The following is a 19,294-nucleotide window of genomic DNA, read 5'->3' as shown; positions in this document are numbered from 1 at the left end:
AAGGAGACTTTAATTTATGATAGTTTTCGTCGAGAATGATTATCATTATTGGTGATCGCTACATATTTTAGGGAGGCAATATTATATGAATAAGGTAAGACAACCGTTCGCCGTATTATGTGTACTCTTTCTGATGACCACATTACTACTCGCCTGCGGAAACTCAGGAGAACAACCAGCCAAGAACAATGCGTCGAACGCAGCCGGAAATAATACTTCAGCTACCACTGTACCTTCTCCAGAAACATCCGACAAGGGCACTAATGAAACTGCGGCAACTACTCGCTCCTACACGGATTACATAGGCCATACCGTAGAAATACCTGTTAACCCGAAGCGCGTGATTTATTCAGGAGAAACCTATGGTGATCTACTCGCACTTGGTGTGCAAGCGGTAGGATATCCACTTTCCATGGGTGAGGGTCAGGTTTTTGAAGATCAGCTACAAGGTGTCGAAGATGTAGGGTTCCCTATCAATCTGGAAAAGACGCTGGAACTTCAGCCTGATTTGATTATCTATGCAGGTACTGATGAAGCTGATTTCGAGCAGCTGTCCAAAATCGCACCCACGATAATATTTGATACCTTTGCCCCACTAAATGAACGGATGCTTGATATTGGTGGAATTCTTGGGAAAACGACCGAAGCAGAGGCATGGCTGGCTAAGTATAAAACGAGTGAAGATGCCATGTGGGAACAATTAAAGGCAGCGGGCATAAAAGAAGGAGAAACAGCTTCGGTCTTTACTTATTATCCTGGTGACAGACTATTTGTTATGGCGACGACTGGACTTTCGCAAGTCCTTTATGGAGAGAATGGCTTCAAGCCAACCCCAGCGATTCAGAAGGTACTTGATGAAGGTATGGGATTCCAGGAAGTATCCATGGAAGTGCTTAAAGAATATGCCGGAGATCGGATTTTCATTCTAACTCCTGTGGCCGATGAAGCCAAGCAATCCACAGCTACTCTATTAAAGAGTCCGATCTGGAAAGGTCTCCCTGCCGTCAAGAACGGATATGTCTATACTCAAGATATTATGAAGACTTCAAGTGATGCAACAACAAGAGAATGGCTGCTCGGTGAACTCCCACAGCTTTTGAATATGAAATAATTTTCACCTTCATGAAGCCTTTGGCACTTAGCTGATAGAAAACTGCAAGAAGCATGTCAACAGCTGTTGATATGCTTCTTTATTTTATATACAATGAATTAATTGATAATGATTCTCACCAAATGAACGGAGGCTTCCTCTTGCTGCAAACATTACCCGTCGCTGCACCGCTCCGCTCGTTGCTGTTTCAGCTGACTGATGCGGAACTACATATTCAACCGGCAGGCTCTTGCTCTAAGGCTCTTTCAGCTCACTTTTATAGACTTCTAATATTCACTGGCGGTAGTGGACAGCTGATCCTTAGCGATCAAACCATAACACTGACTACAGATACATGTTATCTCCTATCTCCTGGAACTTCCTATAGCACGGACAATCAAGAGACGACTCTTTATTATTATCTCATCACTTTTACAGCAATTAATAACGCCGAGTTTCCCGAATATTATTCAGAGGAACTCCTTCCAGGTAGGCAGGAGCTGATTGTCCACCCGTTCACTAGGGTAATCCGCCTTGCTGAAGATCTGCTTATGAGCAAAAAAAATGCCGATGATGTGCATTTTTTTAAGCGGCAATTAAAATTCCAAGAATTGCTGCTCTTAATCTTTGAGCATAATTATCCTTCCGAGCAGGTGCCAAGTCCCGCGGATTCCGTGGAAAAGACCATCCAATATATGCAAGATCACTATACGGAGAGTATCACCGTGAAGCAAATGGCTGAGCTCGCAGGGATAACATTGTGGCAATATACTCCGATCTTTCAAAAGCTTACCGGAAAAAGACCGCTCGATTACCTGACCGAACTGCGCATTAACCATTCGAAGCGTTTCCTTCTGGAATCCGCTGAACCACTGCGTGAGATTGCTCGTCTGGTTGGCTTCTCCGATGAATATTATTTTAGTCGCCGGTTTCGTCAAAAGACTGGAATTACACCCGGACAATATGCGCATCAGCAAGGTCGGAAGCTTACTGTGAAAGACTGGACTGGCCATGAGGTGGATATTCCGGAGCGTCCAAAACGCATTGTGTACCATGGTGAGACGCTTGGCGATCTGCTCGCATTAGGTATAAAGCCTATCGGAGGAGATGAAGTCTTTGCATGGAACAGAGTCTATAAACATCGACTTAAAAAGCTCTCTAACGTTGGCTTTCCTCTGGATCCGAAGCTTACCGCTTCATTAAATCCTGACCTAATTATTATAGCTAATTCAGATGATAAGGCCTATCGAGCAGTCGTCGACATCGCCCCGACACTTACCTTTGATTCATTTGCTCCACTTGAACACCGTATGCGGACACTTGGAAGCTGGTTGGGTAAGCAGCACGAAGCAGAAGCATGGCTGGATTCATTCGCAGCAAAAAATGCTGCCATGTGGCAGCAGCTTTATATGAGTACTCTTCGACCTGGAGAAACAGCTTCTGCATTGATTTATGACCATGGAAATCATCTATATGCTATGGGAATGTCCGGTTTGTCTACTGCTCTCTATGCCCCTAACGGTTTACAGCCCACAGATGAGATCAAAGCGATTCTCGATGGAGAGTTAGGATTTGCAGAGGTCGATCCAGCAAGGCTGCCTTCCTACGCCGGTGATCATATCTTTATGCTTATTCCGGAACGTCAAGACTCGCGAGTTGCTATGGAGAAACTACTAGACAGCTCACTATGGAAGAATATACCCGCTGTACGTAAGGGGCAAGCTTATCTGCTTGACGGAAGCAAATGGAACTATGGAGATGCTTTAACACGTGAAAAGCTTCTAACCCTGTTGCCTAAGCTGCTTGGAGGAGGTTAATCAATCAGCTCTTTTAATAAAAATCCTGATCATGATGCTCAGAAGACTCAAGTGAAATAGAAGTCCCACCATTAAGTATGCAAGCACAATAGAACCACTAGAAGCTTCTATAACAAAAAATAACTTAGCAGGCCAATAGGTAGGAATCCACGCCCCGATAAATTGCCATGGTGATGGAACAAAATAAGCTACGATTGGTCCTGCTATAAACAGACCACCGATCTTTGATAAAGCTAATCCTTCTACCTTATTTGCAGCGAAAGAAGCTAGGAATAATGCAAAACAAGGGGCTTCAAATGCTAGTAGTATAAGGATGTATATATGCTCTAATTGGAAGCTAGATAAGCCGGAGACTATAAAAAATAGCGATGAAAGAAATGTACAGAGAAGAGATGGAAGAACTAGACGATACACCATGTACCCTCTGCGCATTAATGGTGTAACCGCGTAATAAGAGATGACATTCTCATCTCTTTCATCAAGCATTAAAAGACCTGTCATCATACCGGTTAGCATGGGAAAGGTCATGACTAAGAAAATCGCAGCAAAGCTACTATATTTATATAAATCGAAAGCATAACCGTTCGTAAGCCAATCGGCTATCATTGGAAATCCAAATCTTGAGACGACTAGAAGTGCTAAAGGAGCAAAGATGCCGACCATCAGCACTGGGTCCAAACCAGTATGCCGGATATCGCTTATAAAAAGCATACGATACTTCTTCATTTTCTTGCTCCTCCCTTACCTATGCGCATCATTACATGATTTTCGAAGGACATTTTTGCCCATACGTATATCACAACATTCCATAGCAGTAATATCGATATGGAGTAGATGTAATTGCCAAATGACATAGCCGAGGTTCCCGAACTCAACAAGCGAAGTGTTCCTTCCGTAGGAAGCCATAAAAAAAGTTTGGAGTTCCACACCTTAAAATAACCAAGCAAAGGAAGTATAAAAGGCAATGCGAATACTTGTGATAGTAGAATGAAACCATTAATTGTCTGGCAACGAGCCACAACTCCAATCGACAATAGCGTCATAAAGCTTGACGTTAGAATGATTCCAGTAGAAAAGCCAAACGGGGATTGCGGAATCCCGCTTGCTATTACATGAATAACCCAAGCGGCTAACAGCGAGAGTACAGATAATGAGCCTGCTTTTGAAAGCAAATATTCCCTAACACGAATCGGAGTAACAAATAAAGGATCATGGATGCCCTGGTCTCTTTCCAGCAGCACAATCCCCCCTGCGAGAATAAGCCCTAAAGCACTCGGATCGCTAAAGGTCAATAACAACATCGTTTGTTCTCGATAATGATCAGGAATAAGATGCAGCAATACCAAATAAAACGCACAGATAATGACGTAAATCCAATAAAACCCATGCCGCCATTGAAACCGGATGTCAAAGGCAAACGCAGATCTGAATCTCATGTTAACTGCCTCCCAGTTACGTCAATAAATATTTGTTCCAAAGACGCCTCCTGCGAATGAATGGTTTCTATTGGATGTTCACGAACAAGCTTTAAGAAATATTCGTTCTCCCCTATATCATCAAGTGAGAATTCCTCATTTCTAACTTCATTATGATGGCGGTATTCCAGCCGCACTCGTTTTTTTCCATTTAGAAGCTTAAGCTCACGAGGAGAATCAATCAACTTAATCTGACCGTCTACAATAAAAGCGACCCTGTCGCAGAGCTCCTCAGCGGCTTGCATATTATGTGTTGTAATAATTACAGTCGTCCCATTTGCCTTTTTTTCCAGGATTAAATCCTTCATTCGTTTCGCATTAACGGGGTCGAGCCCGGAAGTGGGTTCATCCAGAAATAGAATTTGCGGGTTATTTAAGAGTGCTCTACAGAAATTCAGCCGCATCTTCATCCCCTTCGATAACTGGGAGACCTTCAAATTTGCAGCTTCAGTGAGATTTACTTGCTCCAGGAGAAACCTCGGTTCCGCTGTTCTCCCTGAATACAGAGAGCGAAATAGCTGCAAATTTTCCAGCGCAGTAAACTTCGAATAGAAATTTGGAAACTCAAAAGCTACCCCTATTCGCTCAAAATACTCCGATCCGGTATTTCTTATTTCCTTGCCCATTACGTTAACGCTGCCGAGATAATTTTTTAAGACTTCAATTAGTATTTTTTGTGTTGTGCTTTTACCCGCTCCCGAAGGACCGAGAAAACCAAACACTTCTCCTTGAGGTATGGAAAAGTTAAGTCCACTAAGGGTTGGCTCTTTTATTTTTGGGTAGGTAAAATGAAGCTCCTTCACTTCGATCATTTCATACTCCCCCAGTCATATTATCTTTCAAAGAAGTCATCCCCTCAGCCAGAACCCCTATCAAAAGCTCTATAGTTGCCTGATAGCGTTCATCACCGATCTCTTCCTTATGCAAAGACAGGAGGACTACAGAGCGAATCATGCTTACGATTAATCCCGGGTCAATCCCAACCATGATACCTTCGGCTTGCCATGATTGAATGAAAGGAATAAAAAAGTCTTTATCCTCTGTAAAATTTTGTTCCAACATCTCATTAGGTAACTTTCTTAATAGCTGCTCCATTTCGCTTCTTACGAACATCTGGCGGACGATCGGACTCTCTTCCATCATGCGGAAAGATTTCAGTAAAAATAATCTGATTTCTTCCTTATTTACAGGCACGCCTACGCTAAATGAATCGAACATTGTACTACGAATTCGTTGTTCCTCTTCAAGCAATATGTGATAGAACAATTCCTCTTTCGATCCAAAGAACATGTAAAACGAACCTTGCGCAATCCCGGCAGCTTTTGTTAATTCTTCAACACTAGTTTTTTTAATGCCATGTACTTCAAAACAGCGGCGACCTTCTGTCAACAATTTATGTTTAATCCATTCTCTTTCTTGTTCTGTGAATTTCTTAGGCATACATCTCAACTCGCTTTTATGGTTTTATGAATAATTTTATTTTATATTCACAAGATAACCCACCAACCATATTTTGTCAATATTTTTTTCTCTGTGAGGTACAATTAGTACTTTCCTGTGCAACCTCACCAAAATCCTCCCCCAAATTAGCTTGAAAAATCTATGCTATAATCATGCAGTAACACGAAATGGACTAATGGGTGGGAATACACAAATGAAATTGGAACGTTTGATTTCTATGATCTACAAGCTGTTGAACCACGAAGTTTTATCTGCCTCCAAGCTGGCTGAAGAGTTTCAGGTTTCCCAGAGAACTATCTATAGGGATATCGATGTCATTTGTGCCGCAGGCATCCCGGTCGTATCGTATCAGGGAACTAAAGGCGGATATGGCATCATGGACGGATATAAAATGGATAGAAGCCTGCTCCGTTCTTATGATGTCACTTCTTTGATTACCGTGCTGAACAGTCTCTCTTCCGTGTTTGAAGACGAACAAGCGCAAGGAACCATTGAACGGCTGCAAACGATTGGAACAGAACAACAGACTTCTAGTCTAGCGGTGGATTTTGAAACTCGTCGTATGGATCCCGATGCACTTTCTCTTTTACGTACGGCTATTACGGAACGAAATATTGTCCGTTTTGATTACATCAATGTAAAAAACGAACGCACAACCCGTAATATGGAACCAGTAAAGCTTCATTTTAAATATAGCAACTGGTATATCTATGGTTATTGCCAGGAACGACAGGATTATCGAGAGTTCCGGCTATCCCGGATGATGAATTTGCTTCTGACACAGAATACCTTTCATTCCCAACATGAGGTACCAATAGAGGCCGGTTGTTCAAACAGGGCCGATCAGGTTGAGGAAGTCGTTATCCGGGTGGGACCTGAGGCTTTGGCAGAAGCACTGGACCAATTTCACCAGGTGGATAAGGAATTTCATACCGATGAGAGCATGACGATGCGAATTCCTGTGTATAAACCATTGGAAGCCCGCTGGCTATGGTCAATTCTGCTAAGTTTCGGCAGCGGCGCTGAAGTCCTCGAGCCTCTTGCACTGCGAGCTATCTTAAAAAAGCAGTTGCAAAATACCCTAAATCTTTATGAAGAAGTATGACAGTCTGCTGTCATACTTCTTCTTTTATATTAACAACAGCTACAAAATAATCTATCACAACTCAAAAGGAGATCATACAATGACCAATCATCCAGTAGAAATGTTTAATTACCACATTTGGGCGAACCAAACGATCTTGGGAAGAATCAAGGAAATCTCTCCCTCTGTGCTAAATCAAGAAGTGAATAGCTCTTTTCCTACCATCGCTCATGCCCTTAGCCATATCTATGCGGTTGATACGATGTGGTATCTGGTTTTAACAGGCACTGGTATGCCTGAGGCTTTTCAAAAAAGTATCCCGCTAAATATGAGCATTCTAAATTCGGTTGATGAATACGCTAATCTTTTTGCCCAGCTATCTGAACAATACAAAGAATGGTTACAAAACCAAACCGATTTGGAGCAGACTATTCTACTTGATAACCCATTCGCTGGAATCCGGCAAACACGCCTATCAGAAATTGTGCTGCATACCGCCAATCACGGGACTTATCATAGAGGTAATATATCTACTATGTTACGTCAGTTAGGACACGCTTCTACCATGAACGACTATTCCCTTTTTTGGTATCAGATGCCTGCGGAAGCTATTTAATTTATGCAGATTGAAAATCTAATTACAGTGAAATCGAGAGAACATTTAAGAGCTTGGCTTCAGGAAAATTGTAAGACTGAAAAATCTTGTTGGGTACTCGTAAGTATGACGCCAAACCCAGAAACATTGCTATATTTGGATGTGGTTGAGGAATGTTTGTGCTTTGGATGGATCGATGGAGTGAAAAAGAAAGTTTCTGAAACGGAGCTGGCGCAGCGACTGTCTCCCAGAAGCAAACGAAGCTCTTGGACAGAATTAAATAAAGAACGTGTCCGCCGCCTCGATAAACTGGGGTTAATGAGTGACGAAGGAAGAAAGGTACTTCCGGATATGAATCTCGCTTCTTTTAAAGTCGATAGGGTTATAGAACAAAGGTTAAAAGAGGAGCAGCAAGTATATGAGAACTTCTTAACCTTTCCCGCTCTTTATAAAAGAGTCAGGATCGACACGATACAAAGCAATACACATCAACCAGAATTATTTAAGCGTAAATTAGATAAATTTATAACAAACACTAAAGAAAATAAAATGTACGGTCAATGGCATGATCATGGACGGCTTCTAAATTATTAAGCTGCTAGATCATAAGATTGCTTTGTAACTCTTGCAGATTGATTAAAAAGATGAGAAACCCAGTCATTCTCATGACCTTGGGTTTCTCTTTTTGTATTTAAATATGGAAAAATAGCATAATGAACGACCTCCAGCTTACTTGAGCTCAGCGTTCAGCCTCTCAATCAACTCTAGCAATTGCAGCGGCTCACTAACTGTATACGTCGGACGCTCAGACTCATCTGCCGGCTCATGGGAATAACGGGGCGTCCAGCTCTGAAAAATGCTGGTGATGCCTAGCCCATTGGCCCCTTTCATGTCACGGCTAAGATTGTTGCCAATCATAACGGTACGGGAGAAATCCGCTTCAGACAAATCAAGCGCACCAATAGCTGCCTTGAACATGCGCGGGCTTGGCTTGACTGCTTTGATATTCTCGGAAATAATCATGGCGCTGAAATAATCGCTTAGTCCATGCTGCTTAAATACATTTTTGAAGGATTGCGCATCACCGTCTGCAACCAGAGCAAGCGTGTATCCTCTCTCATGCAGGGTCTGAATCGTGATATCTGCTCCCGGAATCAGATCCGCACTCTGTACGATTCCTTCTTCATCCCTAATTTCAGTCGATTCATCAACAATGGTATCTCCGCTGTCAAAAAAGATAATTAACCTTTTCTCGTCCATGTTCTCAATAACCGTCCTCTTTATTTAATGGGTGAGTTGCCTGTGGATTCTCGGATCACCAGTTCAGGCTGCAATACAATTCTTTGCTTGATATCATCTGTATGATCCAGACTGCCGATCAGCAAATCAAATGCCATCTTCACCATCTGATTCATCGGTTGAGCAATAGTTGTTAACGTTGGATTCGTCACGGTTGACAGAATAGTATCGTCAAAACCAATGATAGAGAGCTGTTCCGGTACAGATATTCCCTCTTCCTTCGCAGCCTGGAGTGCGCCGATGGCAAGCAAGTCGTTGCAACAAAATAATGCTGTCGGACGCTCCGCGCCGTGGAGAATCTCGGATGCTACCCGTTTGCCGTCTTTGATATTCGACTCACACGCGAAGATATTCTTCGGGTCCAGTGAAATGCCAGCCTCAAATAATCCAAAGCGGAAACCCCTGACCCGCTCAAAGCTGCTGCTTACATTGAAATCCTCGGACAAAACCGCCATCTTGCGATGACCTTTTTCAAGCAAATGTTCAGCGGCAATAGTGCCTCCTTTGAAGTCATCGTTCAATACACGGTGAACAGCTATGCCTGCGGTCTCCCGAGCGATCATAACTATGGGGAAGTATTTCTCTACATGGAGCGCCAAGATATCCGCATTTCCCACACCTGTTCCGATCAGAATACCGTCAACATTTTTTTGATCCAACAGCCGAATGTATTTCTCTACGCGTTCATCTTTGTTATCTGTGCTGCACACAATAACACTATACCCCTCGGAGTGTGCCAGATCCTCTACGGTTCTAGCTATCTCGGAAAAAAAAGGATTCGAGACATCTGGAATAAGAAGACCAATGGTATAGGTCTTCTTCCCCATTAGTGCCGAAGCAATGACACTGGGCTGATATTGCAGCCGCTTCATCACCTCAAGGATTTCATCTCGCTTCTTGTTGCTTACTTTTCCTTTACCGTTAATCGCATTGGAGACGGTAGCAATTGATACGCCCGCTTCCCTGGCAACATCATATATCGTGGTCGTTTTCATGGCATTAACCTCATTATAAGTATTAAGTGGATTGGAGTCTTTGCATCCTCCCTTCACATAAGTTAAGCGCTTAACCTAATGTTACTATGACGACAGCAATAAATTCAATTCATTTTTCTTGGAGGTTTAGATGCTTCGTCTTCTGCCGCTCAATGCTAGGCTTGGTGAATATGCCGGAACACACAAAGAAGTGCCCCGAAGCCATGGATTGTATGGCTTCGGGGCACTCTCTTTTTTCCAAATGGATATCTGATTTAAAGTGGATTAAAGCCCTCAGCCAGAATCCGTTTCAAGAACATCCCTGTATAAGATTCCTGTACTTCAGCGACCTGCTCCGGTGTGCCTTCAGCTACAAGCTTACCTCCAACTGTGCCCCCTTCAGGGCCAATGTCGATCACCCAGTCAGACTCCCGAATCAGTTCTAAGCTGTGCTCCACAACAACAACCGTATTTCCCGTATCTACCAATTTGCTCAATAAGGTATGAAGTTGCTTGATGTCTGACGGATGTAGACCTGTCGTTGGTTCATCCAGCAAATAGAGCGTATGATTTTTAGATGGCTTGCTCAGCTCTTTGGCCAGCCTGATCCGCTGTCCCTCGCCGCCTGATAAGGTTTTGACAGATTGTCCCCATTTAAGGTATCCAAGACCCACCTCACACAACGTCTCAATAATACCGGCCATTTTGGCCTCCGACTTAAGAATCGGCAAGCTTTCCTGTATAGACATGTCCAACAGATCTGAGATAGAGAAGCCATCATACTTCACCTGTAAGACCTCATCCGTAAACCGTCTTCCTTTGCAGGCGTGACACTTTACTTCTAGATCAGGCAGAAAGTTCATGTCTACGGACAATACACCAAGTCCCTGACAGGTTTCGCACCGTCCCCCCGTTGTGTTAAAGGAGAAATGCTTGGAGGTCAGTTTTCTTTTCTTCGCCTCTGGCAAAGCCGCAAATAACTGACGCAGATGTGTAAATACATCGGTATAGGTCGCTACATTAGAACGCTGCATTCTACCCATGGGTGATTGGTCAAAGATCACAATGCTCCCGACTTCACCTAAACCCGTAATCTCCTTACAGCCTGTTTGTTCATGACCATTAGAGCTTCCTTGCGCAAGGATATCAAATATAAGCGTGGACTTACCCGAACCCGAAACCCCTGTTACAGATACAAGACAACCAAGTGGAATGGAGACTTCTTGAATATCAATATTCCGGTACTGTGCCTGCCGGATAGTGATCTGCTTTCCGTTCCCTTTTCGGCGAATACGTGTGGGAACTTCGAGACACTCTTCTCTGAGATAAGCTCCTGTAACCGAAAGCTCGCTTGCCATCAAATCTTCTAAACTACCTTCACCAACAACGATTCCACCATGCAATCCAGCACCCGGACCCATATCAATAATATGATCCGCAGCACGCATCATCTCAATATCATGTTCAATAACGAGCACGGTATTCCCCAGATCACGCAGCTCCTGAAGCACACGAATAAGGCCAACTGTATCCCGAGGATGAAGTCCCGTCGTCGGTTCATCCAGAATGTATAAAACACCGGTCAACCCTGAACCCAGCAGTGATGCTAGACGCAGGCGCTGTGCTTCCCCGCCAGATAAAGAGACTGTCTGCCGGTTCATGGAAAGATAACCTAGGCCAACATCGATAATCCGCTTTAGTCTAGTAGGCATATCATGAAGGATCGGCTCAAGTAGATGTAGACCTTCGGCAGGCAGTGCCGCCTCCAGTCCTTTCGTCCACTCATACACCTCACTAAGCGACCAGTCAGATACATCTATGATCGATGCGTCAGCTACTCGAACTAGACGAACTTCTTTTTTCAGGCGAGCTCCTAGGCATTCCGGGCATTGCTGCTCATGAAAAAATCCGCCATCTTTCTCCTGCGTACCAGCCTCCCCTTCCTTCTCCTTATACCGCCGCCACAAACCGGGTATAACACCTTCAAACTTCGTCCCTTGGATTGGCTTAATATTAGGGAAATGGCGTTTAAAAGCTTCACTCTCCACACCGTAGTAGAGCAAATCACGCTGAATCTCACCGTAATCCTTCAACGGTTGATCCGGGTCAAACACAAATCCAAAATGTTTTCCCGCCGCTACTAATATCCGCATCTGTATATCCCGATGAACGCCATTCAGAGAAGCTACTCCCCCCTCTTTCATGCTAAGCTCTGGATTAAATACCGCTGCTTCATTTATAGTCGCCACAGACCCAAGTCCACCACAAGCTTCACAAGCCCCTTCCGGCTTATTGAAGGAAAAATGTGACATGCCAAGTTTCTCAAGCTCAGCTCCGCAATGCGGACAGCCCATCGACTGACCTTCCATTTCCTCGTCTTCTTCTATTAGTAGCCCCCTCGCTTCAAAAGAAGGTGGTATGCTACCATTGCAAGAAGGGCAAATCCGCTCCCCTAATCTAGAAAAAATAAACCTGACAAAGGTATAGATGTCAGTTACAGTCCCTACTGTCGAGCGTGGATTACGATTCGTAACATGCTGTCCAACGCTAATGGATGGAGACAGTCCAACAATGGACTCGACCTTTGGTTTACTGATCGTATCTGAAGTCATGCCCATGGAATCTAAATACTGTCTTTGGCATTCCCGCTGAAGTGTATCCATAGCTAACGTCGATTTTCCTGATCCCGAAGGTCCCGTCAGAACAATAAGCTTATACTTAGGAATCGTGAGCGAGACATTCTTCAGATTGTTCTCTCGTGCACCTTTAATAACAATAGCTTCTTTCACAATGATTCCCCTCTCAATTAAAGCAATCACACATAGATATATCTCTTATCCATAACCATTTACGAATGCTGTCATACTACTTTTTTTGCAAAAGTATGCTTAATTCGATAGAATGTATTTGTAAAATAACACATTTTAAAATAACTTCATAATCAAATATCTTGATTAACGAGATATAAAGATTTTAAAAGGGGCGTTATCCTTTGTCAAGCCATGAACAAGCACAACCTACACCAGAGCAAGAACAATTTACCTTACTCATGCGGGGTCTAGGAACCCGAACGGTGGTATACCAGCAAAACGTAGCCGCCTCTCTTGGGTTATACAATAATGATTTTTTGTCTGTGGATATCCTGCGTGAAAAAGGCCCCATTACCGCTGGAGAGCTGTCCAAACTAACTGGACTTGCCACAGGTAGCGTTACTGCATTAATAGATCGTCTCGAAAAAAACGGATACGTTCGCAGACAAAATGACCCTAATGATCGCCGTAAAGTAATTATTGTCCCGTTGTATGAAAATAAAGAAGATGTCATTGACACGTACATGCCACTTCATACCGCTATGGTTAAATTGGCTGCTTCCTATACGGATGAAGAACTGGCCCTCATTTCACAATTTTTAGGCAAAGCAAGCACCGTTCTAGACGAGCAGATTGATCATCTCAGTTCCCCAACACGTAGTAAGTCTTCTTCTTGACTCAAATGCTAAAAACAACAAACCCCGCTTATTGCATATAACATGCATAAAGCGGGGTTTGTTGTTCATGTTCCGAATTTACGGACTGGAAGGACTGTATAGCGATCAAGCACTTATGAGCGTAGGCTTAAAACATCATTTAAAAGACGATGATCAAAGCAAGATTGTTCGGATACAGAAAGTCTGCTAACAGGAAGAGACCCTTGCGAGTGATCTTATGAACCCCTTCCATCACTTCATTATCTCACGCGATACTGCTCAAACAGCGCTGGTATAATCTCCGTTGATGCACCCGACATTTGAGGTAGTATGTAGTGCCCATTAACTACAGTAGCCGGCTCCACAAAAATATGGCGGATCCAAGGAATGTATTCCAGCATGATCGCACCTGGTGTTGCTGCAACCAAATGCTGATGAATTTGCCCCATATCACCAACATGCGGACAAATCGGAATATCGTATGAAGCGGCTAAACCTGCAACCTGTTGCCATTCCGTAATCCCACCAACACGTGTTACATCTACTTGGCAATATTCGAGTGCCCCTTGATGGATATAATCCCGGAATGCATATTTCGTATAGACATGTTCACCTAACGCAATAGGTACATTTAATGCATCGGCCAGCTTCTTATGTCCCATGATGTCATCTGGATTTAAGGGTTCTTCTAACCAGAACAAATCAAACTCCTCTAACTTCTTCCCCCATGTCATCGCTGTATTGATATTCCACTGTTGGTTCACATCGATCATGAAGATGGTTTGATCTCCTATCGCCTTACGAACAGCTTTGCAACGATCATAGTCCTCATGTGAATCTGCTTTACCCACTTTAATTTTGACTCCAGTGAAGCCCTGCTCTACAATTTCAGTAACGTCCTTAATCAAACGTTCTTTGGACCAGTTCAACCAGCCGCCGTTTGTATTATAAGCTTTTATTTGTTTGGATTTATGTCCTCCAAGATACTGCCACAAAGGTTTATTGGAAGCCTTCGCCATAATATCCCAAAGTGCAATATCTACTGCTGCCAACGCCATATGAGTAACTCCCGCTCTACCAATCCAATGCATTTTTCCAAAACGCAGCTCATCCCAAATCTCTTTCACCATAAACGGATCTTTGCCAATTAATAAAGGAGCGTAATAACGATCAATCGTATCAACGATCATATCATCACCATGTGCACAAGTTCCTGTATACCCATACCCCACAAAACCCTCATCTGTAAAAATCCGAACGCCTGCAAGTCCCCAATGCGTAGCAACATTAATTGCATCCGTTATCGGTGGTGTAATCGGTACGTGTAAGACGAAGCTTTCTACGTTAGTAATTTTCATATTTTTCATCTCCCTAGCTTTAAATGAAATGAATACTCAATCCAAATGGAAAACCTCATCCATACTCGCCCACCATTCACCCTCTAATGCAGACTTCACAGGATACTGACAAGGATCTGTTAAGCTCCACCATTCTTGTGTACGAGGATCTTCAGCCATGATGGCCATATCAGCCGTATAGTCATCCCCTGTATATTCAAAATAACTGAACAAGTAGCCGTCTCTATAAAAAATGGAATAGTTCTTAATGTTGCATTTCCTTAATCTATCCAACACTTCTGGCCATACAGATGCATGTAACGCTTTGTATTCTTCCAGCTTCTCATCCTTGACATGAATAACACTCCCATATCGAGTCATTCCGCCCCTCCCTTTCCAATAACTCATTAATAACCTAAGGCTGCTCCACCATCAACAGGGAGCGCTACACCCGTAACAAATCCGGATAAATCACTCGCTAAATACAACACGGCTCTAGCTATCTCTTCCGTTGAAGCACATCTTCCCAATGGATGCATATCGATCAAATCTTGTACTGTAGTTGCCGGATTGGGCTGTTGACCGATCCACTCTTCTAATAAAGGCGTCATTACACCTGCTGGACATATGCAATTGACACGAACTCCATCGTTCGCATAATCCAACGCTAATGCTTTAGTCATTGCAATAATTGCGCCTTTTGAAGCCGAGTATACCGGATTTTGCTTTTGGCCTACCAATCCGCTTAATGAAGCCATATTCACGATGCAGCCACGGTTTTCTCTAATCGAAGGAATGCAGAATTTAATCATCAAATAGACACTCTTCAAATTGATATCCAAGGTACGAGTCCATTCTGTTTCAGAAATATCCTCCAAGCACTTCGGCAATACAACAGCTGCGTTATTGAATAGAATGTCAATCTTGCCAAACTTATTTAGGACCCATTCTACCAATTGTTTAACCTCTAGCTCCGATGAAACATCTGTTTTCACAGCATAAGCAACAGAATCCCCACAATGAACTGAATGAATATCCTCAACTACTCTTTTAGCTTCAGCTTCATTCCAGTCCGCAATGATCACCTTAGCACCCTCACTGGCAAATAATTTGGCAGTCGCTTCGCCAATCCCGGAGCCACCGCCTGTAACAATAACGACTTTCCCTTGTAATTGCATAGGCTACACTCCAGTTTCAATAAAATGTGATGTCTCCAATTGATAAAAGCGGATCGCATTATTGCCAAAAACATCGTCTAATTCTCGCTCTGTAAGCGCTTCAGGTAAATTGTTTAACAAAATGCTTACTGTTTGATCATAGCTTGCTGCAAGCAGGCACACTGGCCAGTCACTACCGAATATGACTCGGTTTAGTCCAAATGCATGTATGACGTGTTTTATATAAAAGTTAAAGTCAGATTCTACCCAGGTCGCCATATTTGCTTCGGTAACCATACCTGAAAGCTTGCAATACATTTGCGGATATTGCGCGACCTCCGTAACCCACTCTTGCCAAGGTGAGGATTCTTGCTGGGAAATTTGTGGCTTACCTATATGGTCAATGACCGCATGTAAATTTGGCACAAGCTTGAGCAATTTCAATACGGCTGGGAATTGTGCAGCATGGATCAATAAATCAACAGGGAATCCCATCGTCTCTAACCATTTTAAATGATGAATAACATGAGGACGTTGCAAATATTCATCAGCATCAATACTTTGAAGCATCAATCGGAGGCCAATAAAATGAGGATATTTATGCAAAAGTTCAAAGGTTTCCGCAAAATTGTCCTGCTCTAAATCCAACCAGCCCACAACACCAGCTATTGAATCATGGGTCTCGCATAAACTTAGTAGAAATTCAGTTTCTTCAACAGTAGCCGCTGCTTGAACAACAATAGTTTTCGTGATTCCATGTCGTAATAATGATTCTGTCAGGTCATCAGGCATAAAATCTCGATATAGTAATGGAACTTCTGGTGTAGGCCATCCGTAATCTCCTCGACTTAATTGCCAATAATGCTGATGCGCATCAATTCTCATGCTTTCACCTCACAAATTGAGTACATTGTCAGTCTTCCTTAACGAGCCGGTTCGTCAGCTTGCCGAGCTTCTCAATCTCAATCGTGACTATATCACCATCCTTCAGGTAAATCTGCTGATCTACCGGATAACCGAGGACGACGCCTTCTGGTGTTCCAGTCAGAATGATGTCTCCAGGAACAAGCGTCATATGTTGCGAAATATAACTTACGATCTCATCGCATTGGAAAATCATATCTGACGTATTGGAGTGCTGGCGGATTTCTCCGTTGACTGTACATTTAATCTCTAAATCATTCGGGTTTTCGATTTCATCCGCTGTAACTAGATAAGGTCCAAGAGGAGAGAATTTATCACATGACTTGCCTAACAGCCATTGCTGAGTCCTTAGCTGCAAGTCCCGTGCAGATAAATCATTTACGTTGCAATAACCAAATACGTGGTTAAGCGCGTCCTCTTTCGTAACGTACTTAGCTGATTTACCGATAACGATAACAAGCTCTGCTTCGTAATCAACTTTTTTCGTCACTCTTGGAAGGGGAATATCGTCGCCATGTCCCGTCAACGTGTTATTGAATTTATTGAACAATATCGGGAACTCAGGAATTGCTGCGTTCGTTTCCACCGCATGCTTGCGATAGTTAAGACCGACGCAGATGATTTTATTTGGATGAGTCACGCATGGACCGAGCGTCAACTTCGCTTCATCTAATAGGTATGAACAGTCTTCTCCAGCCATATCCAGTGCTTGAGTTGTGAATTGATCCAACCTCGAAGCCGCTGCCTCACCACCGTCAATGACTTCGTGAACGGTCATAGGTACGGAATATCCATGCTGTGTAGGCAAATCTATTAAAGCGCTTGCAACATCCAGTATCCCTTTTTCTGTTACGACCCCCAATTGGTAATCACCATTGTTAACGAATGTTAATAACTTCATTATTAATTCCCCTTCCTTTTATCGTTTTAATGCTATTCAGGCATTTTTCCCAAAAGTTGCGCCTCCATCAATATAGAGAGGAGAACCCATCATAAATTTTGATTCATCCGAAGCGAGAAATAAGGCGGCTTGGGCAACATCCTCAGGTAAGCCGAGCTCTTCACTAAGCTGACGCTTCTTAATTGACGCAATCGCAGTTTCCGGATTATCGTAAGAGGTTTTTAAGTAATTCTCAACGAACGGTGTTAGGATTGTACCTGGTAAAAGGGCATTTACACGAATATTGTATGCTGCGTAATCTACTTGCATGGATTTCGTCAGGGCCAATACCGCTCCTTTGGTAGCTGAATAAGAAGCTCTTCTGGCGAGCCCGATTTCTGCGACGCAAGAGGACATATTAATGATGTTGCCAGATTTTCGTTTCATCATATGAGGAAGCACATATTTGGAGGGCAAATATACCCCCCGAATATTAACCTGAATTACCCGTTCCCATGCATCCGGTTCAACTTCATGCAAAGCGCCTACTCCGCTAATCCCTGCATTGTTAAAAAGCACATCTATATGACCATATTGTTCAATGATTTGATCTACCATCTGCTCTACAGATTCAGCATGGGTCACATCCGCATGGATGAAATGACCTTTTCCTCCATCTGCATGAATATCCTTCAAAGTCTCTGTACCTCTAGCTTCATCTAAATCGTTCACAATTACAGTTGCACCTTCACGAGCAAACAGCAATGCCGTGCTTCTCCCGATCCCTGAACCTGATCCCGTAATTAAGATGACTTTATTGGCTAATCTCATTAATGATTGCCTCCTTGGTATAGCGATAACCGATTCGCCAAATGACGAATTTCAGCCTCCGCAACATCCTTCTTTTTCTCCCAGATATGCTGCTGCATGGTACAGCTCACTGCTGCGATAGCCTCACCTGATTTAGATAGGATCGGGGCTGAAACACAGCTGAACCCAACGATAACTTCCTGCTCATCGAAAGCAATCCCCTCATCACGGATGATTCGCAGTTGCTTAACCAGATCCGCCTTCGTTTTCAATGAATACTCTGTAGCGCTCGTTAATTCTTGAATCGGGTACAATGAATCCAGATCTTTATCATCAATGAACGACAGGAGCAATTTTCCAAGTGCAGTCACATGAGCAGGGAACTTCATACCGGGGCCGGATGCTAGCCTGACCATAGTCGGCGCTTCCTCCTTAGCTAGATACAACACTTCATTACCTTCAAGTCTGGCCAACTGAACTGTCTCTTGCAGTCGATCTCTTGTGGCGGTAGCTTCTCGGTGAAATGATGAGATTAAGTCCTGACCTTGCAAGTAGGAATCTCCCCACCTTCCCGCAGCGGAGCCAACGGCATAAGTATCGTTAGTATCTCTATTCACCCAATCAAGTACTTCCATAGTCTGCAAAATAGAATACATAGAACTCTTATGGATACCAAGCTGATTGGATAAATCAATTAATCGATGCTTATAGGGTTCCTCTGATACAAGGCGTAGAATCCCGTCTGCTTTCTCCAAAGCAGGCACCCAATATTTTTTGTCCATGTGAGCACCTCTTTCAAACATTATACAAAACCAAGTTTTCTATACAAACTAATTTTAATTTTATTAGTTATATTTGGCAATCTTTTTTTCAAAAAAAAGACGATAGCTCCTAAGCTGATACCTAGGTTAACTATCGTCTTTAT

Annotated in this window: 21 protein-coding genes; 7 read left to right on the top strand and 14 right to left on the bottom strand. The window is 43.1% G+C overall.

Annotation, left to right across the window (positions count from 1 at the left end):
• Positions 1-85 precede the first annotated feature (85 nt).
• Together MKX60_RS16350 and MKX60_RS16345 are read left to right on the top strand one after the other, a co-directional pair.
• Positions 86-1,111, top strand: coding sequence for an ABC transporter substrate-binding protein (locus MKX60_RS16350; RefSeq protein ID WP_081382733.1), 1,026 nt, complete (start codon positions 86-88; stop codon positions 1,109-1,111).
• Positions 1,112-1,251: 140 nt separating this feature from the next.
• Positions 1,252-2,907 carry an AraC family transcriptional regulator gene (locus tag MKX60_RS16345; RefSeq protein ID WP_341060405.1) on the top strand — a complete coding sequence of 552 codons (1,656 nt, stop codon included), beginning with the start codon at positions 1,252-1,254 and terminating at the stop codon, positions 2,905-2,907.
• Here the strand turns inward: MKX60_RS16345 and MKX60_RS16340 are convergent, their stop codons facing one another.
• Genes MKX60_RS16340 through MKX60_RS16325 form a run of 4 tightly spaced genes read right to left on the bottom strand, consistent with a single transcriptional unit; the run spans position 2,908 to position 5,822 of the window.
• Complete coding sequence (locus MKX60_RS16340; RefSeq protein ID WP_341060404.1) at positions 2,908-3,633, bottom strand: hypothetical protein; 726 nt, start codon at positions 3,631-3,633, stop codon at positions 2,908-2,910. It lies immediately after the preceding gene.
• Positions 3,630-4,343, bottom strand: coding sequence for a fluoroquinolone export ABC transporter permease subunit (locus MKX60_RS16335; protein ID WP_076283068.1), 714 nt, complete (start codon positions 4,341-4,343; stop codon positions 3,630-3,632). Before MKX60_RS16335 ends, MKX60_RS16340 begins: the two co-directional genes overlap by 4 nt.
• A complete protein-coding gene (locus MKX60_RS16330) occupies positions 4,340-5,194 on the bottom strand; it encodes an ABC transporter ATP-binding protein (RefSeq protein WP_341060403.1) in 855 nt (284 codons plus the stop codon). Before MKX60_RS16330 ends, MKX60_RS16335 begins: the two co-directional genes overlap by 4 nt.
• Before the next feature lies 1 nt (position 5,195).
• The gene (locus MKX60_RS16325; protein WP_076298476.1) at positions 5,196-5,822 is read right to left on the bottom strand and encodes a TetR/AcrR family transcriptional regulator; all 627 of its coding nucleotides are present in this window, start codon (positions 5,820-5,822) and stop codon (positions 5,196-5,198) included.
• Between the two features lie 214 nt (positions 5,823-6,036).
• Between MKX60_RS16325 and MKX60_RS16320 the strand changes: the two genes are divergently transcribed.
• The 3 genes from MKX60_RS16320 to MKX60_RS16310 all read left to right on the top strand — a co-directional run bounded on the left by MKX60_RS16320 (position 6,037) and on the right by MKX60_RS16310 (position 8,116).
• Positions 6,037-6,948 (top strand): helix-turn-helix transcriptional regulator, encoded by a 912-nt coding sequence (locus tag MKX60_RS16320; protein WP_076283071.1) that lies wholly within the window; start codon positions 6,037-6,039, stop codon positions 6,946-6,948.
• A gap of 79 nt (positions 6,949-7,027) precedes the next feature.
• Complete coding sequence (locus tag MKX60_RS16315; RefSeq protein WP_076298477.1) at positions 7,028-7,543, top strand: DinB family protein; 516 nt, start codon at positions 7,028-7,030, stop codon at positions 7,541-7,543.
• A 3-nt stretch (positions 7,544-7,546) separates the two neighbouring features.
• Complete coding sequence (locus tag MKX60_RS16310; protein ID WP_341060402.1) at positions 7,547-8,116, top strand: YdeI/OmpD-associated family protein; 570 nt, start codon at positions 7,547-7,549, stop codon at positions 8,114-8,116.
• A gap of 135 nt (positions 8,117-8,251) precedes the next feature.
• Here MKX60_RS16310 and MKX60_RS16305 read toward each other — a convergent pair whose 3' ends face one another.
• Complete coding sequence (locus tag MKX60_RS16305) at positions 8,252-8,782, bottom strand: HAD family hydrolase (protein WP_341060400.1); 531 nt, start codon at positions 8,780-8,782, stop codon at positions 8,252-8,254.
• 20 nt (positions 8,783-8,802) lie between these two features.
• On the bottom strand, positions 8,803-9,816 hold the full coding sequence (locus tag MKX60_RS16300; RefSeq protein ID WP_076298479.1) for a LacI family DNA-binding transcriptional regulator: 1,014 nt from the start codon (positions 9,814-9,816) through the stop codon (positions 8,803-8,805).
• A 130-nt stretch (positions 9,817-9,946) separates the two neighbouring features.
• Between MKX60_RS16300 and MKX60_RS16295 the strand changes: the two genes are divergently transcribed.
• Entirely contained in the window at positions 9,947-10,069 is a 123-nt protein-coding gene (locus MKX60_RS16295) for a hypothetical protein (RefSeq protein ID WP_341060398.1), read from the top strand.
• A gap of 1 nt (position 10,070) precedes the next feature.
• Here the strand turns inward: MKX60_RS16295 and uvrA are convergent, their stop codons facing one another.
• Positions 10,071-12,584 (bottom strand): excinuclease ABC subunit UvrA, encoded by a 2,514-nt coding sequence (gene uvrA / locus MKX60_RS16290; protein WP_341060396.1) that lies wholly within the window; start codon positions 12,582-12,584, stop codon positions 10,071-10,073.
• A gap of 260 nt (positions 12,585-12,844) precedes the next feature.
• Between uvrA and MKX60_RS16285 the strand changes: the two genes are divergently transcribed.
• Positions 12,845-13,282 (top strand): MarR family transcriptional regulator, encoded by a 438-nt coding sequence (locus tag MKX60_RS16285; protein ID WP_231573481.1) that lies wholly within the window; start codon positions 12,845-12,847, stop codon positions 13,280-13,282.
• 239 nt (positions 13,283-13,521) lie between these two features.
• Here the strand turns inward: MKX60_RS16285 and MKX60_RS16280 are convergent, their stop codons facing one another.
• Genes MKX60_RS16280 through MKX60_RS16250 form a run of 7 tightly spaced genes read right to left on the bottom strand, consistent with a single transcriptional unit; the run spans position 13,522 to position 19,151 of the window.
• A complete protein-coding gene (locus MKX60_RS16280; protein WP_341060394.1) occupies positions 13,522-14,619 on the bottom strand; it encodes a mandelate racemase/muconate lactonizing enzyme family protein in 1,098 nt (365 codons plus the stop codon).
• Positions 14,620-14,655: 36 nt separating this feature from the next.
• Positions 14,656-14,979, bottom strand: a complete 324-nt coding sequence (locus tag MKX60_RS16275; protein WP_341060393.1) for an L-rhamnose mutarotase — start codon at positions 14,977-14,979, stop codon at positions 14,656-14,658.
• 26 nt (positions 14,980-15,005) lie between these two features.
• Entirely contained in the window at positions 15,006-15,776 is a 771-nt protein-coding gene (locus MKX60_RS16270; protein ID WP_149644035.1) for an SDR family NAD(P)-dependent oxidoreductase, read from the bottom strand.
• 3 nt (positions 15,777-15,779) lie between these two features.
• The gene (locus MKX60_RS16265; protein WP_341060388.1) at positions 15,780-16,640 is read right to left on the bottom strand and encodes an amidohydrolase family protein; all 861 of its coding nucleotides are present in this window, start codon (positions 16,638-16,640) and stop codon (positions 15,780-15,782) included.
• Between the two features lie 28 nt (positions 16,641-16,668).
• Complete coding sequence (locus tag MKX60_RS16260) at positions 16,669-17,580, bottom strand: fumarylacetoacetate hydrolase family protein (RefSeq protein ID WP_341060386.1); 912 nt, start codon at positions 17,578-17,580, stop codon at positions 16,669-16,671.
• 36 nt (positions 17,581-17,616) lie between these two features.
• Positions 17,617-18,390 (bottom strand): SDR family NAD(P)-dependent oxidoreductase, encoded by a 774-nt coding sequence (locus tag MKX60_RS16255; protein WP_341060384.1) that lies wholly within the window; start codon positions 18,388-18,390, stop codon positions 17,617-17,619.
• Complete coding sequence (locus MKX60_RS16250) at positions 18,390-19,151, bottom strand: IclR family transcriptional regulator (protein ID WP_149644031.1); 762 nt, start codon at positions 19,149-19,151, stop codon at positions 18,390-18,392. The genes MKX60_RS16255 and MKX60_RS16250 overlap by 1 nt, the downstream gene beginning before the upstream one ends.
• Positions 19,152-19,294: the final 143 nt, after the last annotated feature.

Origin of the sequence: Paenibacillus sp. FSL R5-0914, from assembly GCF_038004525.1 — a bacterium.
Taxonomy (GTDB): Bacteria; Bacillota; Bacilli; order Paenibacillales; family Paenibacillaceae; genus Paenibacillus_AQ.
The sequence above is the reverse complement of the archived record's forward strand: the minus strand, read 5'-3'. Positions and strand labels throughout refer to the sequence as shown.